Genomic DNA, 24,135 nt, shown 5'->3' on the forward strand with positions numbered 1-24,135 from the left:
CGCCGTCGGGGCGCGGCCTCTTGAACGCCGGTGCTCCGGTGCCGGGCTGCGCCGCGCCGGCGGTCAGGCCTCCAGCTCGATGTCCCAGTACAGCCAGTCGCGCCAGCTTTCGTGCAGATAGTTGGGCGGAAAGGCCCGCCCATGTTCCTGCAACTGCCAGTTGGTCGGCCGGATCGGCTTTATGTGCAGCGGCATCGTCGCCTGCTTGGGCGTCCGGCCGCCCTTTTTCAGGTTGCACGGGGCGCAGGCGGTGACGACATTCTCCCATGTCGTGCGGCCGCCCTGGGCGCGAGGCACGACATGGTCGAAGGTCAACTCGCGCGGTTCGCCGCAATATTGGCAGGCGAATTTGTCGCGCAGGAACAGGTTGAACCGGGTGAAGGCGGGAAAGGCGGACGGCTTGACGAACTGGCGCAGCGCGATGACCGAAGGCAGCTTCAGGGTGGCCGACGGGCTGTGCACTTCGCGCTCGTAATAGGCGACGGTGTCGACCCGATCCAAAAAGACCGCCTTGACGGCGGTCTGCCAGGGCCAGAGGCTCAAGGGGTAATAGCTGAGCGGGGTATAGTCCGCGTTCAGCACGAGCGAGGGGCAACTGTCCGGATGTCGGAGCAGATCGGGATGATACATCGATGTCCCCTCTATCGCCCTGCGGCGCCCGTGCAATTCGCCCAGGCGCATGACACGCATATGACAGCACCGGCATGACTCGCGGTCAAGTCCCCGCGCGGCCGGTGGTGACGCGTTTCGCGCCCAGCCCCACCGGGCGGCTGCATCTCGGCCACGCATATTCGGCCATTCGCGCCCATGATTTCGCGCGCGCGGGCGGCGGCGCTTTCCTGCTGCGGATCGAGGATATCGACGGTACGCGCAGCCGGCCGGAGCATGTCGACGCGATCCTCGCCGATCTGCGCTGGCTCGGCCTAGACTGGGACGGCGAGGTCGTCTTCCAGTCCCGGCGCCTCGACCGCTACGCCGCAGCGCTGGACGCTCTGAAGGCGCGGGGGCTGGTCTATCCCTGCTTCTGCACCCGCGCCGATGTCGCGCGGGAGATCGCCGAAAGCGCCTTCGCCCCCCATGCCGGCCCCGACGGCCCGATCTATCCCGGCACCTGCCGCGCGCTGGCCCCCGACGTCCGCGAAGCCCGGATCAAGGCAAAGCCGCATGCGTGGCGGCTGGACGTGGAGGCGGCGGTGGCGCGTGTCGTCGCGGACAACCACGGCGTCCGCCCGCCGCTCACCTGGCATGACGAATTCGCCGGGACGGTCGCCGCCGATCCGGCCGCGCACGGCGATGTCGTGCTCGCCCGCAAGGATGCGCCGGCCAGCTATCATCTTGCGGTTGCGCTGGACGATGCGGCGCAGGGCGTTACCGACGTGGTGCGCGGGGTCGATCTGTTTCCGGCAACCGACATCCACCGCCTGCTCCAGGCGCTGTTCGGGCTGCCGACGCCCGAATATCACCATCACGGCCTTCTCACCGGCCCCGGTGGAGAACGGCTGGCCAAGCGGCACGGCGCGCCGACGCTGGAATCGCTGCGGCTGGCGGGAGAGGACGGCCGGGCGCTGGCCGACAGGCTGCGCGGCGGCGAACTGCCGGTTGGCTTTGTCCGAACCAGCGACTAGACTCCCGGCCATGCAGACGTTTCTCGTCATCCTGCTCATCGGCGCCATGCTCGCCACCGTCGCGGCGCTGGTCCGCGGCATTGTCACCTTTCTGAAGACGACCGAGGCCGATCTGAAGGGAGAGGGGCCGAGCGAGCCCGGCATGCGTTCGAACAAGATGATGCAGGCGCGCATCCTGTTTCAGGCGCTGGCGATCCTGATCGTCGTCCTGATCCTCTTCGCCGCCGGCCGGACCTGAGCGGTCCGTGGTCCGGCTCAACCGGATCTATACCCGTACGGGCGACGACGGCACGACCGGGCTGGTCGACGGCTCGCGCGTCGCGAAATCGGACCTGCGCATGGCGGCAATGGGCGATGTCGACGAACTGAACGGGTTCCTCGGCGTCGTCGTCGCGGACTGTGCGGGCGAAAAGGGCGTCGCCGCCCTGCTCAAGCACGTCCAGAACGACCTGTTCGATCTCGGCGCCGACCTCGCCACGCCGGGGGAGGATTTCACCCCGGGCAAAATGGAATTGCGCATCGTCCAGGCACAGGTCGACTGGCTGGAAGCGCGCATCGACGAAGCGAACCGTGAACTCGAACCACTCAAGAGCTTTGTCCTGCCCGGCGGCAACCGGGTGGCGGCCGGTCTGCACGTCGCACGGTCGGTGGCGCGTCGGGCCGAACGCACGACGGTGGCGGCCGCCGCCGTCGTCCCGCTCAACCCTCTGGCACTGGCTTATATCAACCGTCTGTCCGATTTTTTGTTCGTTCTCGCACGAAGCGTGAACAAACAGGACGGCGGCGACGTTCTTTGGGTTCCGGGTGCGTCACGATGACCGGGCGCGATGCGGACCGGCCGTCGGCCGGGGGGACAATGTCACGGTCGCGCAACATGGGGAAGCGTCATGCCAGCCATATCCGCCGTCAGGGAAGCCGAACCCGGACCGCTACAGCGCCGCTATCGTGAGGTCCGCGCGCTGAGCGAGGCGCTCGCCGCGCCGCTTTCCGACGCCGACGCCACCGTTCAGTCGATGGAGGACGCATCGCCCGCCAAATGGCACCTCGCGCACATAAGCTGGTTTTTCGAGACCTTCATCCTGCGCGATCACGTGCCCGGCTATACGTTCTTCGACGAACGCTTCCCCTTTCTCTTCAACAGCTATTACGAGGCGGAGGGCGCGCGCCACAGCCGCGCCCGTCGCGGCATGGTGACGCGTCCGACGCTGGACGAGGTGCTGGCATACCGCGCCCATGTCGATGAAGCGATGGTCGAAGCGCTGCCCGACCTGCCGGAGGCGGCGCGCCAGCTCGCCGTGCTCGGCTGTCATCACGAGGAACAGCATCAGGAATTGATGCTGACCGACATGCTCCATTTGTTCGCGCAGAACCCGGTCGAACCGGCGATCTGGCCGGGCGAGCGCAAGGTTCCGGTGAACCTGCCCGGCACCATCCGCTGGATCGAGCATGCCGGCGGGATCGTCGAGATCGGCCATGACGGGGGTGGTTTCGCCTTCGACTGCGAAGGCCCGCGCCACCGGGAACTCCTGCACCCGCATGCCATCGCCGACCGCACCGTGACCAACGGCGAATGGGCCGCCTTCATCGCCGACGGCGGCTATGCCGAACCGCATCACTGGCTGTCCGACGGCTGGGCCTGGGTCCAGGCGAACGGAATCGAAGCGCCGCTTTACTGGGAAAGGCGCGACGATGTCTGGACCCGCTTCGGCCTCGACGGCCGCCGTGCGCTCGATCCGGCGGCGCCCGTCACCCATGTCAGCTTTTTCGAGGCGGACGCCTATGCGAGCTGGGCCGGCTGTCGCCTGCCGACCGAGTTCGAATGGGAAGCCGCCGCCGGCGCGCACGACGCCTGGGCCGGCAACCAGCTCGATCGCGCCGGCCCTGTCGAGCCGCGCCCGGCGCGCGGCGGCCCGGCCTTTTTCGGCGATGTCTGGGAATGGACCGGCAGCGCCTATCGCCCCTATCCCGGTTTCCGTCCGGCCGAGGGCGCGGTCGGCGAATATAACGGCAAGTTCATGAGCGGGCAGTTCGTGCTGAAGGGCGGCTCCTGCGCCACGCCGCGGGGGCATGCGCGCGCCTGCTACCGCAACTTCTTCTATCCGCACCAGCGCTGGCAGTTCACCGGCGTGCGGCTCGCCAAGGATCTCTGAACCCCATGCACAAACAGGAAGCCGGCGACGGCTCGCCGGTCGATCCCATGTTCCGCGCCGACGTGGTCGCGGGGCTTTCCCGCCGTCCGCGCGCGATTCAGGCGCGCTGGCTCTACGACCGGCGCGGCTCGGAATTATTCGAGGACATCACCGACCTGCCCGAATATTATCCCACCCGGACCGAGATCGGCCTGCTCGACCGGTCGGGTCCGGCGGTGGCCGACGCGGTCGGTCCGGGGCGGGCGGTGATCGAGTTCGGTTCCGGCTCCTCGGCCAAGACGCCGCGCCTGCTGCAGGCGATCCGGCCGGCATCCTATGTGCCGATCGACATTTCGGGCGATTTCCTGCGCGCCGCAGCGGCCGATCTGGCGCAGCGCTTTCCCGACCTGCCGGTCCACCCGGTCGAGGCCAATTTCATGCAGCCCGTCCCGTTGCCGGACGTCGTTGCCGATCAGCCGAAGCTCGGCTTCTTTCCCGGCTCGACCATCGGCAATCTGACGGCGTCGGCGGCCGTCGACCTCCTGCGCACCATGCGGAAATCGCTGGGCGAAGGCGCGCAGCTCCTGATCGGCATCGACCGGGTGAAAAGCCCGGACGTGCTGGTGCCGGCCTATGACGATTCGGCCGGGGTGACGGCTGCCTTCGACCTGAACCTGCTCGAACGCATCAACCGCGAGCTGGCGGGCACGATTCCCGTCGACACCTTTCGCCACAAGGCCGTGTGGAACCCCGGTCACGAGCGGATCGAAATGCATCTGGAGGCGACGCGCGACGTGCTGTTCGAGGTCGACGGCCGGCAGTTCGACATGGGCGCGGGCGACACCATCCATACCGAGAACAGCCACAAATATACGCCGTCCGGCGCGCGGCTTCTGCTGCGCGCGGGGGGATGGACGCCGGTTTCGGAATGGACCGACGATGCGGATCGCTTCGCCCTGATCCTGGCCGAAGCGCGCCCGCATGCGCTCGCGCCTTGATTGCCAATCAGGCGAAGGATGCGTGGTCGCGTCCCTGCTGCTGGTCCATATAGCGCAGCGAATGGCTGACGCCGTATAGCGGCACGGTGCCGCTATAGCTGCCGTCGTCGGCGCGGATGACGAAGCCGTCGCCCGCCGCCGTCGCCGCCGCCCGGGCAGCGCGCACGCCGCGCTCGCCCGTCAGGCGCAGGACGTCGCCCTTGATCCGCCCGCGATAGACCAGGGTCTTGCCGATCCGGATCGTCACCGGTGCCGCGACCTTGCGGCCCGGCCAGATCTCGACGGTCATGCCGCCCCGGGCGCCGCGCGTGATCCGCATGGAGGCGTCGTGCAGCGCATTCAGCTTGTGCGGGTTCTTCATCTCCATGGCGACACAGCGCCGGCCGTCGTCGCACGAAACCGTCCAGTGGCCGAACACCTTCATGTCCGTCGGCTGGAGCATGGTGGCCAGGGCGAGGGCGGCGATCATCATTGCGCGCTGTCCTAGCCGAATCCGCGCGGCTTGGGTAGGGAGCACCGAAAAGGAGAATTCGCATGAACGTCATTGGTGTCATCGGCGCCGGCCAGATGGGCGCCGGCATCGCCCAGGTTTCGGGCACGGCGGGATATCGTACGCTGCTGTCGGATGTGTCGCTGGATCGGGCCGAGGCCGGAAAGGCGGGGATCGACAAGGCGCTGGCGAAGCTGGTCGCCAAGGAGAAGATCAGCGAGGATGTGCGGGCGAAGACGCTCGCCAATATCGAGGCCGTCGGCGATGTGTCCGCCATGGGCGAATGCGACCTCGTCGTCGAGGCGGCGACCGAGCGCGAGGAGATCAAGCGCACCATCTTCCAGAATGTGTCGAAGGTGCTCTCGGACCGCGCGATCCTTGCGTCCAACACCTCGTCCATCCCGATCACCCGGCTGGCGCAGGCGAGCCACGATCCCGCGCGCTTCATGGGCGTGCACTTCTTCAACCCGGTGCCGGTGATGGGCCTGATCGAGCTGATCCGCGGCCTCGCCACCTCCGATGATACCGTCGCCGCGGTGGAGCAGTTCGGCACGTCGCTCGGCAAGGAAATCGTCCACGCCAACGATGCGCCCGGCTTCATCGTCAACCGCGTGCTGATGCCGATGCTGAACGAGGCGTGCTTCGCGCTGGGCGAGGGCGTGGCGACGATTCCCGACATCGACACGGCGTGCAAGCTCGGCCTCAACCACCCGATGGGGCCGTTCACGCTGGCCGACTTCATCGGCCTCGACACCTGTCTGGAGATCACCAACGTGCTGTTCCACGGCACCGGCGACCCCAAGTTCCGTCCGGCCCCGCTGCTCGTCAAATATGTCGAGGCCGGCTGGTACGGCCGCAAGACCGGGCGCGGCTTCTACGACTATTCGGGGGACGAGCCGGTCCCGACCCGCTGAGGCCGGACCCGACGAGCCGCCGGTCCGTTTCCCTCCCGACAGGAGGATGGAGAATGGACGGATCGGCGACCGGGCCAGAGGACAAGCCGCTCGAGCATCTGCTCGACGATGCGGAGAAGAGCGAGCAGGACGGCAGGGTTACGATCGGCTCGCTGCTGGATAATTTCGGAAGCCGCAGCTTCGGTCCGTTGATCGCGGTGTTCGCGCTGGTCGCGATGACCCCGCCGATCGGTGCGATTCCCGGTATTCCCACCGCGATGGGGGTGCTTATCTTCCTGGTGTCGGTGCAGTGGCTGTTCGGCCGCGAGCACCCCTGGGTGCCCGCGCGGCTCCAGAAGGTCGGATTTTCTCGAGACAAGGTCACGGCGGCGCAGGATCGCGCGGGCGGTGTGCTGCGCCGGATCGACCGGCTGATCACGCGCCGTCTCGTCTGGGCGACCGGCCGCCGCGCGGAATGGGTGGCGGCACTGTGCTGCACGCTGCTGGCGCTGACCATGCCGCCGCTGGAACTGCTCCCCTTCGCCGCCGCAGCGCCCGCCGCCGCGGTGTTGCTGTTCGGCATCGGCCTGACCGCCTGCGACGGGCTGCTGATCCTCGCCGGGTTCGGCGCCACCGCCGGCGTCCTGGTGATCGCGGCGCTCAACCTGCCCCGACTGTTGGGCTGATCGCCCCGTTCGTTTGGTCGCGCCCGCCATTGCTGCTATATCACTGTCACCACGAAAGAAAATTTCGGGAGAGGAAATGATGGAACTGCCTGACTCCAAGAAACTCCACGGATCCCTCGAATTCATCGGGATGCGTACCCAGGCGACCGCCGCCGGGCTGGTGCAGCTCTGCCGCGAACTGCTTGACGTCGGCATTCTCGATACCGATGCGGTGCACCGCATCCGCGATGCTATCGTCAGCGACATCGCGCTGTCCTGCCCGCGTTCGATGAGCCGCGAGGAGTATGAGGCGATGGTGCGCGAGCGGCTCGACAATGTCCTTGCCCCGCGCGGGGTGCAGGACGCGCCGGCCGCGCTTCAATAGGGCAGCAGCAAACCGGCCAGCGCCGCCGACATCAGGTTGGCGAGGCTGCCCGACAACAATGCGCGGATGCCCAGTTTCGCGATCATCGGCCGCTGGTTGGGGGCCAGGCCGCCGGTCACGGCCATCTGGATCGCGATCGACGAGAAATTGGCGAAGCCGCACAGCGCGAAGGTGACGATCGCGACGGTGCGCGGGGAAAGCGCCGCCGCCTGCTTGCCCAGGTCGATATAGGCGACGAATTCGTTGAGCACCATCTTCTCGCCGAACAGGCCGCCCGCGATGCCCGCTTCGTCCCAGGGAATGTTGAGCAGGAACATGACCGGTTTGAAGACATAGCCGAGCAGGCCCTGAAAGGTCAGCTCGGGGATGCCGAACCAGTGGCCGATCCCGGTCAGGATGCCGTTGGCGAGCGCCACCAGCGCGACGAAGGCCAGCACCATCGCGCCCACCGCGACCGCCAGCTTCACGCCCGTCTGCGCGCCCTGCGCCGCCGCCATGATCAGGTTGGACGGCTTTTCGTCGTCGTGCGTCGCCTCGGCGAGCGCCAGTTGCTCCTCTTCCGCGTCGTCGCCCAGCGGCAATTCGCCGTCGCGCGGCTCCGCCGGATCGTCGGGCAGGACGATCTTGGCCATCAGGATGCCGCCCGGCGCCGCCATGAAGCTCGCCGCCAGCAGATATTCGATCGAAATGCCCATCGAGGCATAAGCGGCCAGGATCGTGCCCGCCACGCCCGCCATGCCCGACGACATGACGGTGAAGAGCTGTGCCCGGCTGAGCGTCGGCAGATAGGGGCGGATGACGAGCGGCGATTCCGACTGGCCGACGAAGATGTTGGCCGCCGCGCACAGGCTTTCGACCTTGGACACCCCGATCACCCATTCGATCGCGCCGCCGATCCAGCGCACGACGAACTGCATGATGCCCAGATAATAGAGGATCGACACCAGGCTGGCGAAGAAGATGATGACGGGTAGCGCCGAGATGGCGAAGCTGTTGCCGCCGATTTCCGGCGATGCGAGCGGACCGAAGATGAACTGCACGCCGGCATCGGCATAGCCGAGCAGGTTGGACACGCCGCCCGACAGGAATTGCAGCACGCGCTTGCCCGCCGGGACATAGAGGACCAGCACCGCGATCCCCGCCTGCAGCGCGAAGGCCGCGCCGACGACCCGCGGCCGAATCGCCCGGCGGTTGGTGGACAGGGCAACGGCGATGGCCAGGATCACGCAGATTCCGGCGATGCCGATGAGAAAACGTGTCATGAAGCCGTACCCGCGCCTTTCGAACCAAACTGACGCGGCCCCCCGGCACACGCGGGGCGCGACCATACACGGTACGCGCGACAGGGCTAGGGGGTTGTAACCCGATGGCGGCGCGGCTGGCAATCGCGTCGCCGTCCCCGTCCCCGTTTCGTCCTTGTCCCCGCCCCGTCCCCGTCGCCGTCACCCCGGACTTGCTCCGGGGGGCACGGACCAGCGACGACCGGCCATGCCCCGCCGACCGATCGCCCGGATGCCGGATCAGGTCCTGGGTGACGAGAACCGGTCGCGCGACCGGCTCCTTCGCCTCCTCGCCCTTCGGCCACCAATCTCTTCCGTCGCCCGCGATTTCCCGCTAGCACGCCGCAATGGAAGCCAAGTCCCTCGCGATCCCGCGCTCGCTCTTCTTCTTCGCGATCTTCTACGGCGGCATGGTCTGCATCGCCGGCGTGCTCGGCAACAAGCAGGTCAGCCTCGGCCCGATCTCGCAGATCGGCCCGCTGTTCGGTCTCGGCCCGCTGGCGGTGGAAGCGGGCATCTTCGCCTTCCTGCTGCTCGTCGTCGTTTCCAGCGCGGTCGCCGAACTGCACGGCCGCAGCCTCGCCAACCGGCTGGTGCAGATCGGCTTCGTCCCGCTCATCGTGTCGATCATCCTGTCGGTGATCGTCCATGCGCTGCCTGCCGCGACCGACATGCAGCCGGAATATCGCGATGCGATCCAGCGCGTGCTCGGCGGCACGTGGCGCATCTGGCTGGGCGGCATCGTCGCCTACGGCGTGTCGCAGACGCTCAACGTCACCATCTTCGCCGCGCTGAAGGGGCGCGAGGGCAGCCATCTGCTCTGGTTCCGCGCCGGCCTGGCAAGCGCGCTCAGCCAGGTCGTCGACACGCTGCTGTTCGTGACCATCGCCTTTTACGGCACCTTTCCGATCGCGGAGCTGCTTGCCGGCCAGATGCTCGCCAAGGTGACGCTGTCGGCCATCCTCGTCCCGCCGCTGATCTACGTCGTGGTCGGGTTCGGACGCTGGCTCGACGGACAGGCTCGCGGGGCATCGGCCGGCACCTGAGCCGACTGCGCGCGGGGCGCTCCCCGGCACGCTGGCGCGCGCTGTCCCGGACCAGGTCGGCCACGAACGGGTCGAAGAAACAACTTTCCTACACCCCGTGATCTGTGCCAGCACCGATATTGCTCTTTGACATCGGTAAAATTGTCATGCCTCGCGCGCCCGCGCCCGCGCCCGCGCCCGCGCCCGCGCCCGCGCCCGCGCCCGCGCCTGCGTTGAGGTGCGACTCTGTGCGACCTTTGGCGGATTTATGTGGGGTACCGGGGCGCGCCGGATCAGTCTGCGGCCGCCACCTCCGTGCGCAGCGCCTTGCGGTCGAGCTTGCCGATCATCGTCTTGGGCATGGTCAGGCGCACGATCACCTCGTCCACGCGCTCATGCTTGCCCAGCTTCGGGTTCAGCCAGTCGCGCAGCGCCGCGCCGCTCGCTTCGAAGCCGTGGTTCAGCGTCACGTAGGCGCGCGGCATTTCGCCGTGATAGGCGTCGGGCACGCCGATCACGAGCGCTTCCTTCACCGCCGGGTGGCCGTACAGGATGGTCTCGATCTGGCTGGGAAACACCTTGAACCCGCCGACCGCGATCATGTCCTTCAACCGGTCGACGATGCGGATATAGCCGTCCGCGTCGATCAGGCCGACATCGCCGGTGCGCAGCCAGCGGCGGTCGTCCGGTCCGCCGGTGACCACCCCGGCATCGGCGTCGGGGCGGTTCCAATAGCCGGCCATGATCTGCGGCCCGCACACGACGATCTCACCCGGCTCGCCGTCTGCGGCGGGACGCGACGGATCCTCCTTGTCGACCAGGCGGACGGCCGTGCCCTGGATCGGCTGGCCGATGGTGCCGTTCCTGTTCTCCCCCTCATAGGGATTGCTCGACACCACGCCGGAACTCTCCGACAGGCCGTATCCCTCGATCAGCCTGGCGCCGGTTTCCTGCTCGAACCGGGATTTCAGCTCCGCCGGCAGCGGCGCGCCGCCGGAAATGCACACGCGCAGGCTCGAAAAATCGGTGCGCGCCGTCTTCGGATGGTCGAGCAGCGCCTGATACATGGTCGGCACGCCGGGAAGCGAGGTCGCCTTCGTCCGGTCGAGCGCCGCCAGCGTCTGCGCCGCGTCGAAGCGCGGCAGCATCACGATCTCGCCGCCGGTCAGGACGGTGCGGTTGAGCACGCAGGTATTGGCGAAGACGTGGAAAAAAGGCAGCACGCCCAGGATGCGGTCGACCACCTTGCCGCGCTGCGGGTCGAGCGCCGCCACCTGCCGGGCATTGGCCGACAGGTTCTGGTGCGTCAGCATCGCGCCCTTCGGCCTGCCGGTGGTGCCGCCGGTATATTGGATCAGCGCGATGTCGCGCTCCGGTGCGATTTCCGGCATCCGGCACCTGCCGTCATTGGCGATCAGCGCGGAAAATGCCGTGATCCGCTCGTCATCCGGTTTCCGCGCCACCTCCCGACCGCGGAACAGCCGGTACAATAGCGATTTGGCCGGCGGCAACACGCCCGCGACCGATCCCACGACCAGCCGTTCCAGGCTGCTCGTGTCGAGAACCTTCAGCGCCGTCGGCAGCAGCGCCGTCGCCGACAGGGTGAACAGCAAACGGGTGCCCGAATCCTCTACCTGGTGCGCCAGTTCCTCGACCGTGTAGAGCGGCGAGAAATTGACCACCGTCGCGCCCAGTTTCAGGATGCCGTAATATGCGGCGCAATAATGCGGGACGTTGGGCAGGAACAGGCCGATCCTGTCGCCGGGGCCATATCCCGCCGCCGCCAGTCCGCACGCGACCCGGTTGGCGCCGTCCAGCGCCTCGGCATAGCTGTATTTCCGCCCCAGAAAATCGATCATGGGCATCTTGCCGGCGTCCCGCGCCGACCGTTCGAACAGATCGACCATGGACAGCGGCGGAAATGCCTGATCCCAGGGGCCGGGGTGCTGATAACGCTCGCGCCAGGCTCGGGCAGGGTCGCTCATTTACACGAGTGTAAGCAGGTCCGGCGGGGAGCGCAACCGCCCCTCAGCGCGCGACGCGGCTTCCGGTCCAGGTCACCAGCACCGAGAACGCGGCAACGCCCAGGTCGACAGCGGCGCTGACGCGGTGCGGGGCGCGGTCGCCATGGTCATGGGTCAGGATGCGGATGTCGGCGCTGGGATGATCGGCGATCCCGACGGCCAGCAATGCCGCCGCGATGATCCCGAATCCGATGGCGCGCCTGTGTCGCATGGTCGAACCTGTACGCCATCGCGCGCAGACCGACAAGCACTCATGCGGCGAAGCGGCATGGCCGGCGGTGCGATAGCGGCGCGCGAGCGGGGCGGCCGGGATCGGGTCCGGCCGCCCACACCCTTACTTGGTTTCGACCTCGGCCGGCTTCTTTCTGCCGCCGCTCTTCTTGCGCGGGCGCTTCGGCGGGGCGGGCGTGATCTCGAAGGACAGTTCGTCCGTACCGTCCTTCAGCTTCACGGCCACCTCGCCGCCATTGACCAGCTTGCCGAACAGCAACTCCTCGGCCAGCGGCTGCTTGATCTTTTCCTGGATCAGGCGGCTCATCGGCCGGGCGCCGTACAGCTTGTCATAGCCGCGCTTCGTCAGCCATTCCTTGGCGCCGTCGTCGAGCTGGATGTGCACGCCCCGGTCGGCGAGTTGCAGCTCGAGCTGGAGAATGAATTTCTCCACCACCCGCGAGACGACCTCGGTCGGCAGATAGCTGAACGGCACGATGGCATCGAGGCGATTGCGGAATTCGGGCGTGAACAGCCGCTTCACCGCCTCGTCCTGCGCATCCTCCTTGCTGACATTGCCGAAGCCGATCGCTTCCTTGGCCATGTCGGCGGCGCCCGCATTGGTCGTCATGATGACGATGGTGTTGCGGAAATCGACGGTCTTGCCGTGATGGTCGGTCAGCTTGCCATTATCCATGACCTGCAGCAGCACGTTGAACAGGTCGGGATGCGCCTTCTCGATCTCGTCGAGCAGCAGCACCGAATGCGGATTCTGGTCGACCGCGTCGGTCAAGAGGCCGCCCTGGTCATAGCCGACATAGCCCGGAGGCGCGCCGATCAGGCGGCTGACCGAATGGCGCTCCATATATTCGCTCATGTCGAAGCGCTGGAGCGGAATGCCCAGGATCTCCGCGAGCTGGCGGGCGACCTCGGTCTTACCGACGCCGGTGGGGCCGGAGAACAGATAGTTGCCGATCGGCTTGTCGGGATCGCGCAGGCCCGCTCGGCTTAGCTTGATGGCGGAGGACAGCACCTCGATCGCCTTGTCCTGGCCGAACACGACGCGCTTTAGGTCGGTCTCCAGGCTGGACAGAACCTTGGTGTCGTCCGCCGACACCGATTTCGGCGGAATGCGCGCCATCGTTGCGATGACGGCCTCGATCTCCTTGGGCGTGATCGTCTTGCGCCGCTTCGACACCGGCACGAGCATCTGCATCGCGCCGACCTCGTCGATCACGTCGATCGCCTTGTCGGGCAGCTTGCGGTCGTTGATGTAGCGCGCCGACAGCTCGACCGCGGTCTTGAGCGAATCGGGCGTGTACTTGACCGAGTGGTGCTCCTCGAACGCCGAACGGAGCCCGGCGAGGATCTTGATCGTGTCTTCGACGGTCGGCTCGTTGACGTCGATCTTCTGGAACCGGCGCAAGAGCGCGCGATCCTTTTCGAAATGGTTGCGGAATTCCTTGTAGGTGGTGGAGCCGATGCAGCGGATCGTGCCGCCCGACAGCGCAGGCTTGAGCAGGTTCGACGCATCCATCGCGCCGCCCGAGGTCGCGCCCGCACCGATGACGGTGTGGATCTCGTCGATGAACAGGATGGCATGCGGCAGCTTTTCCAGCTCCGACACCACCTGTTTCAGCCGCTCCTCGAAATCGCCGCGATAGCGCGTGCCGGCGAGCAGCGCGCCCATGTCGAGCGAATAGATCACCGCCTCTTCCAGCACCTCGGGAACGTCGCCCTCGATGATCTTGCGGGCCAGGCCCTCGGCGATGGCGGTCTTGCCGACGCCGGGATCGCCCACGTAAAGCGGGTTGTTCTTCGAGCGGCGGCACAGGATCTGCACCGTCCGATCGACCTCCGGCCCGCGGCCGATCAGGGGATCGACCTTGCCGTTTTCCGCCTTTTCGTTGAGGTTGACGGTGAACTGCTTGAGCGCGCTTTCGCCCTTCTTGCCGTCGCCCTTGGCGGCCTTTTCGTCCTCGGCGCCCTTGGGCGTCGCTGCTTCCGCCGTCGAGGCGCCCTTGCCGACGCCGTGGCTGATATAGCTGACGGCGTCGAGGCGGCTCATATCCTGTTGCTGCAGGAAATAGACGGCATAGCTTTCGCGCTCGGAGAACAAGGCGACCAGCACGTTGGCGCCGGTCACCTCGTCCCGGCCGGACGATTGCACGTGCAGGATGGCGCGCTGGACGACGCGCTGAAAGCCGCTGGTCGGCGAGGGGTCGGTCGCCGCGTCGAGCTTCAGCGCATCGAGTTCGGTGTCGAGATAGTGCGCGACCACCGTCCGCAATTCGTCCAGATCGACGCCGCAGGCGCCCATCACCTTCAGCGCATGCTCGTCATCGACGAGCGCGAGCAGCAGATGCTCCAGCGTCGCATATTCATGGCGGCGGGCGGACGCGGCCTCGAGCGCCTTGTGCAGCGTGGATTCCAGCGCGGATGCGAAAGAAGGCATTTCAGTCAGTACTCCAGTCGGGCCGAAAGGGAATGTACGGGGCCCGCAAACCCAATGTCGGAATTGCGGACCGGCACATCAAGCGCGGCGACCCCGTGCCGGAAGTTCGCGGAGGCGACCCCACGCTTTCCGGCCCGCTCGCGCTCATCGCCGGAATAGCGCCTCGGCGCTTGCACGGTGATTAACGGCGTATTCAATTCGCGCCCTGGTCCGCGCGATCTCGCCCTCCAGCGCGGCGATGCGCGCGTTCAGTTCGTCCACCGAAAGCGGATCGAGGTCCTGCCGGGCGAGGTCGGCGAGCGCATCGCCCGGACGGCGCGGAAGATTCTCGTCGACGTCCATCGGATCGCAGCGTTGACCCTGGGCGCGGCGATGTCAATAACGGGCGTGCCACTGCGCAGATTGGGGGGCAGGCGATGACGACCGTTCCGGAGAAGATGCGCGCGATCGACCCGGCGGAAGCCGGCGGGCCGGACGTGCTGCGGATCGTCGAGCGTCCCGTCCCCCGACCGGGGGCCGGCGAGGTGCTGATCGCCGTGGCGGCGGCCGGCGTCAATCGGCCCGACGTGATGCAGCGCAAAGGGGCCTATCCGCCGCCGCCCGGTGCACCGTCGATCCCCGGCCTGGAGATCGCCGGGACGGTCGCCGCGGTGGGCGAGGGCGTCGGCCCGGAGCAGATGGGCCAGCCCGTCTGCGCCCTGATCGCCGGCGGCGGCTATGGCGAATATGCCTGTGCGCCGGCCGGCCAGTGCCTGCCGGTGCCCGATGCGCTGACCATGACGGAGGCGGCGGCCATCCCGGAGACCCTGTTCACGGTGTGGAGCAACCTGTTCGAGCGCGCCTTCGCCGACGCTGGCGACACGGTGCTCGTCCACGGCGGCACCAGTGGCATCGGCACGATGGCGATCAGCCTCGGCAGGCTGTTCGGGCTGACCAGCATCGTAACCTGCGGCACCGACGCGAAATGCGATGCGGCGCGGGTGTGGGGCGCCGATCACGCGATCAATTACCGGCAGGAGGATTTCGTCGACCGGGTGGCGGCGATCACCGGCGGCGCCGGCGTCCAGATCGTGATCGACATGGTCGGCGGCGACTATGTGCCGCGCAACCTGAAATGCCTGGCCGAGGACGGCCGGCACGTCTCCATCGCCGTGCAGGGCGGGGCGAAGGCGACGATTCCCATCTTCCAGGTGATGCAGCGGCGCCTGACCCTGACGGGTTCGACGCTGCGGGCACGCGACACCGGGTTCAAGACGATGGTCGCCGACGAACTGTCGCGGAACGTCTGGCCGCACGTCGAGGCGGGCGCGCTGAAACCGTGCATGGACCGCACCTTTCCGCTGGAACGCGCCGCCGACGCCCATGCCCGGATGGAAGCGGGCGATCATATCGGCAAGATCGTCCTGACCATGCGCTGACCCTCTCGCGCCCGGCCACCGGACGTCGGGCACTGCGGACGCTTCCCCCGATGCCGCGGCGTCGCTAAGGCGGACCGCGTCATGACCGATCATACCCCCGATCCCGCGATGCTCGCCAAGGCGGAAACGCTGACCGAGGCGCTGCCCTATCTGCAACGCTACGCCGGCGAGACCTTCGTCGTGAAATATGGCGGCCACGCCATGGGCGACCCCGAACTGGCGCGCGACTTCGCCGAGGACGTGGTGCTGCTGAAGGCGGTCGGCATCAATCCCGTCGTCGTTCATGGCGGCGGTCCGCAGATCGGCGCGATGCTGAAGCAGCTAGGCGTCGAGAGCGAATTCATCGACGGCCTGCGCGTCACCAGTGCGGAAACGGCGCGCGTCGCCGAAATGGTGCTGTCGGGCGCGATCAACAAGGAAATCGTCGCCTGGATCGACCAGGCCGGCGGCCGCGCGGTCGGCATTTCGGGCAAGGACGGCGGCTTCGTGCGTGCCGCCAAGGTCGAACGCACGACGCGCGATCCCGACAGCAATATCGAGCGGGCGGTCGATCTCGGCTTCGTCGGCCGGCCGGAGCGCATCGACCGCAGCGTGATCGACACCGTCTCGGCCGCCGGCATGATCCCGGTGATCGCGCCGATCGGCGTGGGGCCGGGGGGCGAGACCTTCAACATCAACGCCGACACCATGGCCGGGGCCATCGCCGGCGCGTTGCGGGCCGCCCGGCTGTTCCTCCTGACCGACGTGGCCGGGGTGCTCGACAGCCGAGGCGACCTGCTGACCGACCTCGATCCGCCCGCCATCGCCCGCCTGCGTGCGGCCGGCACCATCACCGGCGGCATGATCCCGAAACTGGAAACCTGCGTTTCGGCCGTGGAGGCGGGCGTGGATGCCGCCGTCATCCTCGACGGGCGCGTGCCCCATGCGATGCTGCTGGAAATCTTTACGCGGCGCGGCGCGGGCACGCTGGTTGGCAAATCGATGCCGAGCACCTAATTTGGCGCGACTGTACCAGCCAGGCGGCACACCGACGCGCGGAGACAAGGCTTGAACGCAATATTAGACATCATCCAGGTTCTGCTGACGATCCTGACCTGGATCATCATCATTCAGGCGATCCTGTCCTGGTTGATCGCGTTCAACGTCATCAACACGCATAACGAGTTCGTGCGCTCGCTATGGCATGGCCTGGGCGTGATCACCGAGCCGCTCTACCGCCCGATCCGGCGGGTACTGCCGGATTTCGGCGCGCTGGACCTGTCGCCGCTGGTGGTCCTGATCATCCTCTATATCCTGCAGAACATCATCATCCCCCGGCTCTATACCGGCCCCACCTTCGTGATGTAGCGTCCGGCGGTGGCCAGTCGGTCACGAAATCTCTATGGGGCGCGGGCATGACGGCAGCGATCATCGACGGCAAGGCGTTCGCGGCGGACCTGAGGGCCCGTATCGGCGACATGGTATCCGATTTCCGCGGCAAGGCGGGCCGGCCACCCGGTTTGGCCGTCGTGCTGGTGGGCGAGGACCCGGCGTCGTCCGTCTATGTCCGGATGAAGGGCAAGGCGACCGTCGCCGCGGGCATGGAAAGCTTCGAGCACCGCCTGTCCGCCGACGCCTCGCTCGACGAGCTGCTGCATCTGGTCGACCGGCTCAACGCCGACACGCGCATCGACGGCATCCTCGTCCAGCTTCCGCTGCCGAAGCATCTCGACGAGCAGGCGGTGATCCGACGCATCGACCCGGACAAGGATGTCGACGGCCTGACGCCGGTCAGCACCGGGCGGCTGGCGCTCGGCATCGAGGGACTCGTGCCCTGCACGCCGCTCGGCTGCCTGATGCTGCTGGAAGACCAGCTCGGCGATCTGTCGGGGATGGACGCGGTGATCATCGGCCGCTCGATCCTGGTGGGCAAGCCGATGGCGCAGCTCCTTCTGTCGCGCAACTGCACGGTCACCGTCGCTCATTCGCGCACGCGCGACCTGTCGAGCCATATCAGGCGCGCCGACATCGTCGTCGCCGCCGTCGGCCGCCCCGATTTCGTCAAGGGCGAATGGATCAGGCCCGGCGCCACCGTCATCGACGTCGGCATCAACCGGACCGAGGACGGGCTGGTCGGCGATGTCGATTTCGACGGCGCCGCATCGGTCGCGGCCGCGATCACGCCGGTGCCGGGCGGGGTGGGGCCGATGACCATCGCCTGCCTGCTCCGGAACACGCTGGTCGCCGCGCACCGGAATGCCGGCGTGGCGCTCGACATGGACGCGATCTAGACTCGTGGTCGAGCTGTTCATCTCCACGCTCATCACCTTTTTCGTGGTGATCGACCCGATCGGCTGCGCGCCGATCTATGCCGGGCTGACGGCGGACGCCACCACGGCGCAGCGGCGCGCCATGGCGATCCGCGCGATCACGGTGTCGGCCGCCATCATCCTGGTCTTCGCCCTGTTCGGCGAGCATCTGCTGGGCGGGCTGGGCATCAGCCTCGACAGTTTCCGCATCGCAGGCGGCATCATGCTGTTCCTGATCGCGCTGGAAATGGTCTTTGAAAAGCGCACCAAGCGGCGCGAGGACCGGGCGCAGAAGATCATCGACGAGCAGCCGGAGGTGGAGGACGTCTCGATCTTTCCCATGGCGATGCCGATGATCGCAGGGCCGGGTTCGATCGCGTCGATCATGCTGCTGATGTCGCGCGATTCGGGGCTCGAACGCTCGATCGTCATCCTTGCGGCGGTCGGGGTGATCCTGCTTTTGACGCTGGCCGCGCTGATGGCGGCGGGGCCGCTGATGCGGCTGATGGGCGACAAGATCGAGGCGATGATCACGCGGCTGCTGGGCGTGCTGCTGTCGGCCTTTTCGGTTCAGTTCATCGTCGACGGCGTGCGCGCCAGCTTCACCTGATCCGCCAGGCGCGGAACGGCGAATCCTTCGGCAGTTCGACCGGTGTCAGCCAGCCGGGCACCTTGTCGTGCGACAGGCGGGCATAGAAGCCGTCCGGCGCGCTGGCGCGGTACACGGTGGTCTCGCTCATGTTCGGACAGACGAGGAGCAGCGTCGCATGGTGCCGCTTCATGATGCGGTGGGCGCGCTCTGGCGTCCCCTCGAAGGCGTGGTGGACGTCCAGGATGGCCGGCCCGTTGCGGTGATAGGGGCCGGCGACCGCGTCATGGTGCGTGACGGTGACGAGCCGGGGGCCGAGATCGACATGGGTGAAGATCACCTGCGGCGGCAGGCGGTCCAGTTGCTTCAGACGCGAATAGCTGGCGCAGCGCGCATTGGCGCGGTTCACCACCCGGTGATATTCGTTCATCGGGTCGACACGGAACCAGCCGAGCAGGACGCCGGCGAACACCGCCGCCAGGATCGCCGCGCCGACGCCCGCGCCGACGACCTTAGGCATCCAGCCGCGGCGGGTGACGAGCCAGGGAATGACGATCCAGGCAAGCGCAGTCGCGCCCGGCAGCGCCAGCAATTCGGCCGCGGGGCCGGCGCGGACCTGCCACAGCAGCATGGCGCAGGCGAAGGCGGTGAACAGGGCGGCCGGCAGCCACAGCATGAAGCGGCCCCGCCGCCAGGCGACGACGGTCGCGACGATCGCGCCGATCAGGCCGATGACGGGCAGCGTCGCGATCCGCACGATATTGCGCAGCGGATGTTCGTAGATCGGCTTCGCCTCGCGCACGTTGTCCAGCCACACGCGGTAGAGTTCGGGCGAAGCGCCTTCGGGGCGCCCCAGGCATTGCGGGAAGGCGGCGGCGAAGGCGGCGGCGATCGCGGCGCCGGCCAGGACGGCGAGCGTCAGGCGAATGAGCCGCGCGCGCGGGTTGACCCAGGCGAGCACGAACAGCAGGGCGGCGGAGAGGGTGACGGTCGCCAGATAGACCGGCGTCAGCGCATCGCAGCGCATGGCCCGGTTGGCGTAGGAGGCGAAGCCGGCGAAACCGATCGCCACGCCGCCGCCCAGCGTCAGAGCATAGACCAGCAGGCGGCGCGCATCGTCGCGGTCCCAGATCCAGCGCAGCGTCAGGATCGCGCCGGCCATGGCGCAATAGGGCAGCATCTCCAGCCCGATGGCGAGCGAGAACGCGCTCGACGCGCCGATGATCGCGCCGCCGCGCACGCGCCGGTCGTCGGCCAGGCCCGCAACGGTCAGCGTCAGCGCCGCGAGCTGCCAGCCATGATGGTCGATCCGCATGGGATAGAACATCAGGATCGCCGGGCCGCTGCTCAAAAGCAGCATCGCGATCATTAGCGGCCACGAAAACGCCCCGACCAGGCGCCGCACCGTGAAGCCGAGCGCGCCGATGACAACCGACAGCGGGATGAGCGGCGCGATGCCGGCGGCAAGCCGTTCGGCCCACCAGTTGCTGGTGAACAGACGGAAGAACAGGATCAGGCCCGCGATCGGCAGGTCTACGATACGCGACCAGTGGATGTTGAAGCCCTGTGGCGGGTTCAGGCGATAGTTGGTGAGGTCGTACCAGCCCTGCCCCGACAGGAGGGCGCGGACCTGCATCAACCGCATATTGTCGTCCGTATCGCGCAGCGCGAGCCAATAGATGTAGGGCCAGCGGTCCCAGAAGAACCAGATCGCCACGCCCAGCCAGACGAGCATGCTGGCGCGCAGCCAGTAACGGTCGTTCAGGCGGGCGAGCGTGTCGCCGGCGGGCAGTCTGATCAGGCGGGCGACCGTGCCGACCGCGGGCAGTGCGAGACGCAAAACGCTTTCCTCTTGTTGCGTCGGCCATTAGTGCCGCAAGCGCAAAGGGCAAGGTGGCTGTGACGGCAATTTCGCGACAGGTTGAGGCATTGCGCGCGAGCGGCGTGTTCGGGCAGTTGGTCCGCTTCGGCATTGCCGGCGGGATCACGACGCTGATCTATACCGGCGTCTATCTGCCGCTCGCCATGTTCGTCTTCGCGCGCGAGCAGGCGGTCTTCGCCGTGCCCTTTGCCTTTGCAGCGGCAGTGTCGAGCGGGTTCGTGCTGCACAGCAAGTGGAGCTTCAAGGATCACGGCACGCGCGATTCCAGTGGCCGCCAGCATGTGAAGTTCGTCGCCGTGCAGGGCTTCGGCCTGATGCTGCACGCGGGCATCACCTGGCTGCTGACCGGCCTGTTGCACCAGCCGGCCTGGGTGCCGCTGATCCCGGGACTGATGATCGTGCCGCTCGTGACCTTCGTCCTCAACCGCCAATGGGTGTTCGCCTGAGATGGAACGCATCGTTTATGACCGGATGGCCGCGCACGATTCGACGCATTGGTGGTATCGCGCCCGGCGCGAGGTGCTGGCCGACTATCTGACGCGCGAGGCGGCGCTGCCGGCGGATGCGCGCATTCTCGAGATCGGCTGCGGCACGGGGCACAATCTGCCGATGCTGGCGCGCTTCGGCACGGTGGATGCGATCGAGATCGATCCCGCCGCCGCCGCGATCGCGGGCAAGCGGCTGGGCAAGCCGGTCGGCAGTGCCCCGCTGCCCGCGCTGGGCGGCGTGCCGCGCGGCGCCTACGACCTGATCGCGGTGCTGGACGTGGTCGAGCATATCGAAGACGACGTGGCGGCCCTTGCGGCGATGGCCGAGTGCCTGAAACCGGGCGGCGCCATCCTGATCACCGTTCCGGCGCATCCCTGGATGTGGAGCGCGCATGACGAGGTGAACCACCATCACCGGCGCTATTCGAAGCGTGCGCTGGGCAAGGCGATCCGCGCCGCCGGCCTGCGCCACAACGGGTTGCGCTGGTTCAACTCGCTGCTCTTTCCCGCCGCCGTCGCCGCGCGCGCCGCGGGCAAGCTCACGGGCAAGGAGGACAGCGACGATTCGCCGCCGCCGGCCGCGCTCAACCGCGCATTCCAGGCGATCTTCGGGCTGGAACGGCATCTGATCGGCCGGGTGCCGATGCCACCCGGCCTGTCGATCATCACGCTGGCGTCGAAAGACTGAGGCTCAGCCGACCTCGCCTGCGGTCAGCGTCGACGACACCTTCCACTTGTCCACGCCGCCTTCGGTGGCATGGCGGTCGATCGCGGCGCGTTCGTCGTCGCTGAAATCCAGGTTCTTGAGCGCATCGAGGCTGTTGTCGAGCTGTTCCACCGTGCGCGCGCCGACCAGGGCGGAGGTAACGCGGGGGTCGCGCAGCACCCAGGCGATCGCCATCTGCGCCAGCGTCTGCCCGCGCTTTTCCGCAATGGCATTGAGCGCGCGGACACGTTCGATATTCTCGTCCGTGAGCATTTCGCGGTCGAACGATCCCGCCTTCGCCGCGCGCGCATCCTCCGGTACGCCGTTCAGATACTTGCCCGTAAGCAACCCCTGCGCCAGCGGCGAAAAGGCGATGCAGCCGGTGCCGAGATCGGCGAGCGTATCGAGCAGTTCGTCCTCGATCCAGCGGTTGAGCATGGAATAGCTCGGCTGGTGGATGAGCAGGGGCACCTTGTATTCGGCCAGGATGGCCGCCGCCTTGCGCGTCAGCTCGGGCGAATAGCTGGAGATGCTGACATAGAGCGCCTTGCCCTGCTGGTGGATAGTGGCGAGTGCGCCCATCGTTTCTTCCAGCGGCGTGTCGGGATCGACGCGGTGCGAATAGAAGATGTCGACATAATCGACACCCAGCCGCTTCAATGACTGGTCGCAGCTCGCGATCAGATATTTGCGGCTGCCGCCGACATCGCCATACGGCCCCGGCCACATGTCCCATCCGGCCTTGGACGAGACGATCAACTCGTCGCGGTGCGCGGCGAAGTCCTTCGCCAGCACGCGGCCGAAATTCTCCTCCGCCGATCCGTAGGGCGGGCCGTAATTGTTGGCGAGATCGAAATGCGTCACGCCCCGGTCGAAGGCGCGGCGCAGGATCGCGCGGCCGGTTTCGAACACGTCCGCACCGCCGAAATTCTGCCACAGCCCCAGCGAGATCGCCGGCAGTTTCAGTCCGCTCCTGCCGCAACGCCTGTACGGCATGCGCCCGTCATAACGGCCGGCATCGGCGGTATAAGGTATATCGAAGCTCAACGGTTTCTCCTCAATTCTGCTTGGCGGCACGGCCTGCACAGCAGTCGGCCAGCATATCGAACGCCAATTTGCGCCGCCGGGTTTCCGACATCAGCCTCTTGCGGTGCCAGCCTCGGAAAGCGCCGGACGCCCGGCATCCGCGCCGCCCTCTCCTGGTCCGCTGAGAGCGCTATCACATTTGCGCCGCAATAGCCCAGTGGTGCTGTCGGACCGGAATGCGGCGGGCAAAGGCAAGGAGCGGGACCCGAGTTCCTCTCCGAACTCGGCTCGAGGGGAACAATGCGAAGTGTGGTGAAGGGGGCGCCCGAAGAGCGACGGGCATGTCTTCGCGCCGCTTCACCGCTTCGCGGTGCCCCTCCACCGCCTTCGGCGGTCCCCCTTCCCTTGAAAGGGAGGGGAGATTCCTGGCGGCTGATCGCCACTCTCAGTCGTCCTTTTTCTCGCGTATAAATGGGGTTTCGTCGCTGGTGCATTCGGTGGCAGCAACGCTGGCATGGACAATGAACCCTCCGTGCCCGTCGGACTGATCGGCTTCGGCCTCGCCGGCGGCGTGCTGCATGCGCCGGTCATCGATGCGGTGGACGGGCTGCATGTTGCAGCGGTCGCCACCTCGCGCGCCGAATCAGTGCGCACACGCTTTCCCGATGCGCGGGTCGTGGCGGAAGCGGGCGCCGTGTTCGGTGATCCGGGCGTCGCGCTGGTCGTCATCGCCACGCCCAACCAGACGCATGCCCCGCTCGCACGCGCAGGCCTGGAGGCGGGCAAGCATGTGGTGGTCGACAAGCCGTTCGCGCTCGATGCGGCCGAGGCGGAAATGCTGGTCGAACTGGCGCGCGAGCGCGAGCGCATGTTGAGCGTGTTCCACAATCGGCGCTGGGACGGCGACTTCCTGACGGTCCGGCGCCTGCTCCGCTCGGGCGCGCTGGGCCGGGTGCGGCTGGCGCAGTTCTGCTGGGATCGATTCCGCCCCGCCGTCAAGCAGGGCTGGCGCGAGGAAGCGGGGCCGGGAAGCGGCGTCTTCGCTGATCTGGGGCCGCACCTGATCGACCAGGCGGCGTGTCTGTTCGGGTGGCCGGAGGCGGTATCCGCCGACATCCTGACCCAGCGCGGCGAAGCCTGCACCGACGATTATTTCGACGTGACGCTGCATTACGGAACGACGCGCGTCCTGCTGTCGGCGGGCACGCTGGTCGCCGCCGCGCGGCCGCGCTTCGCGCTCCACGGCGACCGGGCGAGCTTCGTCAAATACGGCCTGGACCCGCAGGAAGGCGTGCTGCGGGCCGGCGGTCGCCCGACCGATCCCGGCTTCGGTGAAGAGGCGCCGGCGGCCTATGGCGCGCTGACGGGGGGCGACGGCGTGGCCCGTCCGGTCGCCACCGATCGCGGCGACTGGCGCCGTTTCTATCTGGGCGTGCGCGATGCCGTTCGCGCCGGCGCCGCGCCGCCGGTCGACCCGAGGGACGCGGTGCGCGCGCTGCGCCTGATGGCGCGCGCCCGTGAAAGCGCGCGCGAGGGCTGCGTCCTGCCCTTCACCTGAT

Annotated in this window: 26 protein-coding genes; 17 read left to right on the forward strand and 9 right to left on the reverse strand. The window is 67.5% G+C overall.

What is annotated here, in order from left to right; translation table 11 throughout:
* Nucleotides 1-63: 63 nt before the first annotated feature.
* Nucleotides 64-630 carry an HNH endonuclease gene (locus RPR59_RS03540; protein ID WP_313916718.1) on the reverse strand — a complete coding sequence of 189 codons (567 nt, stop codon included), beginning with the start codon at nt 628-630 and terminating at the stop codon, nt 64-66.
* Nucleotides 631-704: 74 nt separating this feature from the next.
* Here RPR59_RS03540 and gluQRS point away from each other — a divergent pair, with 74 nt between their 5' ends.
* From gluQRS to egtD, 5 genes are all read left to right on the forward strand, one after another.
* Nucleotides 705-1,625: a tRNA glutamyl-Q(34) synthetase GluQRS gene (gene gluQRS / locus RPR59_RS03545; RefSeq protein WP_313916720.1), complete on the forward strand. Its 921-nt coding sequence runs from the start codon at nt 705-707 to the stop codon at nt 1,623-1,625.
* Nucleotides 1,626-1,635: 10 nt separating this feature from the next.
* Entirely contained in the window at nt 1,636-1,863 is a 228-nt protein-coding gene (locus tag RPR59_RS03550; RefSeq protein WP_313916722.1) for a twin transmembrane helix small protein, read from the forward strand.
* Nucleotides 1,864-1,870: 7 nt separating this feature from the next.
* Nucleotides 1,871-2,443: a cob(I)yrinic acid a,c-diamide adenosyltransferase gene (locus RPR59_RS03555; protein WP_313916724.1), complete on the forward strand. Its 573-nt coding sequence runs from the start codon at nt 1,871-1,873 to the stop codon at nt 2,441-2,443.
* A gap of 69 nt (nt 2,444-2,512) precedes the next feature.
* The gene (egtB, locus tag RPR59_RS03560) at nt 2,513-3,775 is read left to right on the forward strand and encodes an ergothioneine biosynthesis protein EgtB (RefSeq protein WP_313916726.1); all 1,263 of its coding nucleotides are present in this window, start codon (nt 2,513-2,515) and stop codon (nt 3,773-3,775) included.
* Between the two features lie 5 nt (nt 3,776-3,780).
* The gene (gene egtD, locus RPR59_RS03565; protein WP_313916727.1) at nt 3,781-4,752 is read left to right on the forward strand and encodes an L-histidine N(alpha)-methyltransferase; all 972 of its coding nucleotides are present in this window, start codon (nt 3,781-3,783) and stop codon (nt 4,750-4,752) included.
* Nucleotides 4,753-4,759: 7 nt separating this feature from the next.
* On the opposite strand, the gene RPR59_RS03570 is transcribed toward egtD, so the two are convergent.
* The gene (locus RPR59_RS03570; RefSeq protein ID WP_313916729.1) at nt 4,760-5,224 is read right to left on the reverse strand and encodes a DUF1176 domain-containing protein; all 465 of its coding nucleotides are present in this window, start codon (nt 5,222-5,224) and stop codon (nt 4,760-4,762) included.
* Between the two features lie 62 nt (nt 5,225-5,286).
* Between RPR59_RS03570 and RPR59_RS03575 the strand changes: the two genes are divergently transcribed.
* From RPR59_RS03575 to RPR59_RS03585, 3 genes are all read left to right on the forward strand, one after another.
* Nucleotides 5,287-6,156 carry a 3-hydroxyacyl-CoA dehydrogenase NAD-binding domain-containing protein gene (locus tag RPR59_RS03575; RefSeq protein WP_313916731.1) on the forward strand — a complete coding sequence of 290 codons (870 nt, stop codon included), beginning with the start codon at nt 5,287-5,289 and terminating at the stop codon, nt 6,154-6,156.
* 53 nt (nt 6,157-6,209) lie between these two features.
* Nucleotides 6,210-6,821, forward strand: coding sequence for an exopolysaccharide biosynthesis protein (locus tag RPR59_RS03580; RefSeq protein ID WP_313916733.1), 612 nt, complete (start codon nt 6,210-6,212; stop codon nt 6,819-6,821).
* 79 nt (nt 6,822-6,900) lie between these two features.
* A complete protein-coding gene (locus tag RPR59_RS03585) occupies nt 6,901-7,185 on the forward strand; it encodes a hypothetical protein (RefSeq protein WP_313916735.1) in 285 nt (94 codons plus the stop codon).
* Here the strand turns inward: RPR59_RS03585 and RPR59_RS03590 are convergent.
* Nucleotides 7,179-8,447: a NupC/NupG family nucleoside CNT transporter gene (locus RPR59_RS03590; protein ID WP_313916737.1), complete on the reverse strand. Its 1,269-nt coding sequence runs from the start codon at nt 8,445-8,447 to the stop codon at nt 7,179-7,181. The two genes, RPR59_RS03585 and RPR59_RS03590, sit on opposite strands and share 7 nt — an antisense overlap.
* 365 nt (nt 8,448-8,812) lie before the next feature.
* Between RPR59_RS03590 and RPR59_RS03595 the strand changes: the two genes are divergently transcribed.
* Entirely contained in the window at nt 8,813-9,511 is a 699-nt protein-coding gene (locus RPR59_RS03595) for a queuosine precursor transporter (protein ID WP_313916739.1), read from the forward strand.
* 272 nt (nt 9,512-9,783) lie between these two features.
* On the opposite strand, the gene RPR59_RS03600 is transcribed toward RPR59_RS03595, so the two are convergent.
* The 4 genes from RPR59_RS03600 to RPR59_RS03615 form a co-directional block, all read right to left on the reverse strand.
* Nucleotides 9,784-11,475 carry a long-chain-fatty-acid--CoA ligase gene (locus tag RPR59_RS03600; protein ID WP_313916742.1) on the reverse strand — a complete coding sequence of 564 codons (1,692 nt, stop codon included), beginning with the start codon at nt 11,473-11,475 and terminating at the stop codon, nt 9,784-9,786.
* A gap of 43 nt (nt 11,476-11,518) precedes the next feature.
* Nucleotides 11,519-11,725: a hypothetical protein gene (locus RPR59_RS03605; RefSeq protein WP_313916744.1), complete on the reverse strand. Its 207-nt coding sequence runs from the start codon at nt 11,723-11,725 to the stop codon at nt 11,519-11,521.
* Nucleotides 11,726-11,848: 123 nt separating this feature from the next.
* Nucleotides 11,849-14,179, reverse strand: coding sequence for an ATP-dependent Clp protease ATP-binding subunit ClpA (gene clpA, locus RPR59_RS03610; RefSeq protein ID WP_313916746.1), 2,331 nt, complete (start codon nt 14,177-14,179; stop codon nt 11,849-11,851).
* A 144-nt stretch (nt 14,180-14,323) separates the two neighbouring features.
* On the reverse strand, nt 14,324-14,521 hold the full coding sequence (locus tag RPR59_RS03615; RefSeq protein ID WP_313916748.1) for a DUF1192 domain-containing protein: 198 nt from the start codon (nt 14,519-14,521) through the stop codon (nt 14,324-14,326).
* Nucleotides 14,522-14,595: 74 nt separating this feature from the next.
* Between RPR59_RS03615 and RPR59_RS03620 the strand changes: the two genes are divergently transcribed.
* The 5 genes from RPR59_RS03620 (at nt 14,596) to RPR59_RS03640 (ending at nt 18,495) form a co-directional block, all read left to right on the forward strand.
* Nucleotides 14,596-15,597, forward strand: coding sequence for an NAD(P)H-quinone oxidoreductase (locus tag RPR59_RS03620; protein ID WP_313916750.1), 1,002 nt, complete (start codon nt 14,596-14,598; stop codon nt 15,595-15,597).
* An 81-nt stretch (nt 15,598-15,678) separates the two neighbouring features.
* The gene (gene argB, locus RPR59_RS03625) at nt 15,679-16,593 is read left to right on the forward strand and encodes an acetylglutamate kinase (RefSeq protein WP_313916752.1); all 915 of its coding nucleotides are present in this window, start codon (nt 15,679-15,681) and stop codon (nt 16,591-16,593) included.
* 51 nt (nt 16,594-16,644) lie between these two features.
* Nucleotides 16,645-16,944: a YggT family protein gene (locus RPR59_RS03630; protein WP_313916754.1), complete on the forward strand. Its 300-nt coding sequence runs from the start codon at nt 16,645-16,647 to the stop codon at nt 16,942-16,944.
* 47 nt (nt 16,945-16,991) lie between these two features.
* A complete protein-coding gene (gene folD / locus RPR59_RS03635) occupies nt 16,992-17,867 on the forward strand; it encodes a bifunctional methylenetetrahydrofolate dehydrogenase/methenyltetrahydrofolate cyclohydrolase FolD (protein ID WP_313916756.1) in 876 nt (291 codons plus the stop codon).
* Between the two features lie 4 nt (nt 17,868-17,871).
* Nucleotides 17,872-18,495 (forward strand): MarC family protein, encoded by a 624-nt coding sequence (locus tag RPR59_RS03640; protein ID WP_313916758.1) that lies wholly within the window; start codon nt 17,872-17,874, stop codon nt 18,493-18,495.
* On the opposite strand, the gene RPR59_RS03645 is transcribed toward RPR59_RS03640, so the two are convergent.
* The gene (locus tag RPR59_RS03645) at nt 18,488-20,314 is read right to left on the reverse strand and encodes an AcrB/AcrD/AcrF family protein (RefSeq protein WP_313916760.1); all 1,827 of its coding nucleotides are present in this window, start codon (nt 20,312-20,314) and stop codon (nt 18,488-18,490) included. The genes RPR59_RS03640 and RPR59_RS03645 overlap by 8 nt on opposite strands.
* Nucleotides 20,315-20,367: 53 nt before the next feature.
* On the opposite strand from RPR59_RS03645, the gene RPR59_RS03650 reads away from it, so the two are divergent.
* Together RPR59_RS03650 and RPR59_RS03655 are read left to right on the forward strand one after the other, a co-directional pair.
* Nucleotides 20,368-20,802 carry a GtrA family protein gene (locus RPR59_RS03650; RefSeq protein ID WP_313916762.1) on the forward strand — a complete coding sequence of 145 codons (435 nt, stop codon included), beginning with the start codon at nt 20,368-20,370 and terminating at the stop codon, nt 20,800-20,802.
* A 1-nt stretch (nt 20,803) separates the two neighbouring features.
* On the forward strand, nt 20,804-21,532 hold the full coding sequence (locus RPR59_RS03655; RefSeq protein WP_313916763.1) for a class I SAM-dependent methyltransferase: 729 nt from the start codon (nt 20,804-20,806) through the stop codon (nt 21,530-21,532).
* Nucleotides 21,533-21,535: 3 nt separating this feature from the next.
* Here RPR59_RS03655 and mgrA read toward each other — a convergent pair whose 3' ends face one another.
* The gene (mgrA, locus tag RPR59_RS03660) at nt 21,536-22,597 is read right to left on the reverse strand and encodes an L-glyceraldehyde 3-phosphate reductase (RefSeq protein ID WP_313916766.1); all 1,062 of its coding nucleotides are present in this window, start codon (nt 22,595-22,597) and stop codon (nt 21,536-21,538) included.
* Between the two features lie 493 nt (nt 22,598-23,090).
* Here mgrA and RPR59_RS03665 point away from each other — a divergent pair, with 493 nt between their 5' ends.
* Nucleotides 23,091-24,134 (forward strand): oxidoreductase, encoded by a 1,044-nt coding sequence (locus tag RPR59_RS03665; RefSeq protein ID WP_313916769.1) that lies wholly within the window; start codon nt 23,091-23,093, stop codon nt 24,132-24,134.
* The last annotated feature ends 1 nt before the right edge of the window (nt 24,135 follow it).

Origin of the sequence: Stakelama saccharophila, assembly GCF_032229225.1 — a bacterium.
GTDB classification, from domain to species: Bacteria; Pseudomonadota; Alphaproteobacteria; order Sphingomonadales; family Sphingomonadaceae; genus Sphingomonas; species Sphingomonas saccharophila.

What these genes read in the sequence shown, in the direction of transcription:
- gluQRS (WP_313916720.1), top strand. Translation starts at nt 705, where the DNA reads ATGACTCGCGGTCAAGTCCCCGCGCGGCCGGTGGTGACGCGTTTCGCG.
- RPR59_RS03580 (WP_313916733.1), top strand. Translation starts at nt 6,210, where the DNA reads ATGGACGGATCGGCGACCGGGCCAGAGGACAAGCCGCTCGAGCATCTG.
- RPR59_RS03595 (WP_313916739.1), top strand. Translation starts at nt 8,813, where the DNA reads ATGGAAGCCAAGTCCCTCGCGATCCCGCGCTCGCTCTTCTTCTTCGCG.
- RPR59_RS03550 (WP_313916722.1), top strand. Translation starts at nt 1,636, where the DNA reads ATGCAGACGTTTCTCGTCATCCTGCTCATCGGCGCCATGCTCGCCACC.
- RPR59_RS03620 (WP_313916750.1), top strand. Translation starts at nt 14,596, where the DNA reads ATGACGACCGTTCCGGAGAAGATGCGCGCGATCGACCCGGCGGAAGCC.
- RPR59_RS03600 (WP_313916742.1), bottom strand. Translation starts at nt 11,475, where the DNA reads ATGAGCGACCCTGCCCGAGCCTGGCGCGAGCGTTATCAGCACCCCGGC.
- RPR59_RS03655 (WP_313916763.1), top strand. Translation starts at nt 20,804, where the DNA reads ATGGAACGCATCGTTTATGACCGGATGGCCGCGCACGATTCGACGCAT.
- RPR59_RS03570 (WP_313916729.1), bottom strand. Translation starts at nt 5,224, where the DNA reads ATGATGATCGCCGCCCTCGCCCTGGCCACCATGCTCCAGCCGACGGAC.
- egtD (WP_313916727.1), top strand. Translation starts at nt 3,781, where the DNA reads ATGCACAAACAGGAAGCCGGCGACGGCTCGCCGGTCGATCCCATGTTC.
- RPR59_RS03665 (WP_313916769.1), top strand. Translation starts at nt 23,091, where the DNA reads ATGGACAATGAACCCTCCGTGCCCGTCGGACTGATCGGCTTCGGCCTC.
- RPR59_RS03575 (WP_313916731.1), top strand. Translation starts at nt 5,287, where the DNA reads ATGAACGTCATTGGTGTCATCGGCGCCGGCCAGATGGGCGCCGGCATC.
- RPR59_RS03540 (WP_313916718.1), bottom strand. Translation starts at nt 630, where the DNA reads ATGTATCATCCCGATCTGCTCCGACATCCGGACAGTTGCCCCTCGCTC.
- folD (WP_313916756.1), top strand. Translation starts at nt 16,992, where the DNA reads ATGACGGCAGCGATCATCGACGGCAAGGCGTTCGCGGCGGACCTGAGG.
- egtB (WP_313916726.1), top strand. Translation starts at nt 2,513, where the DNA reads ATGCCAGCCATATCCGCCGTCAGGGAAGCCGAACCCGGACCGCTACAG.
- RPR59_RS03605 (WP_313916744.1), bottom strand. Translation starts at nt 11,725, where the DNA reads ATGCGACACAGGCGCGCCATCGGATTCGGGATCATCGCGGCGGCATTG.
- argB (WP_313916752.1), top strand. Translation starts at nt 15,679, where the DNA reads ATGACCGATCATACCCCCGATCCCGCGATGCTCGCCAAGGCGGAAACG.
- RPR59_RS03590 (WP_313916737.1), bottom strand. Translation starts at nt 8,447, where the DNA reads ATGACACGTTTTCTCATCGGCATCGCCGGAATCTGCGTGATCCTGGCC.
- clpA (WP_313916746.1), bottom strand. Translation starts at nt 14,179, where the DNA reads ATGCCTTCTTTCGCATCCGCGCTGGAATCCACGCTGCACAAGGCGCTC.
- RPR59_RS03585 (WP_313916735.1), top strand. Translation starts at nt 6,901, where the DNA reads ATGGAACTGCCTGACTCCAAGAAACTCCACGGATCCCTCGAATTCATC.
- RPR59_RS03615 (WP_313916748.1), bottom strand. Translation starts at nt 14,521, where the DNA reads ATGGACGTCGACGAGAATCTTCCGCGCCGTCCGGGCGATGCGCTCGCC.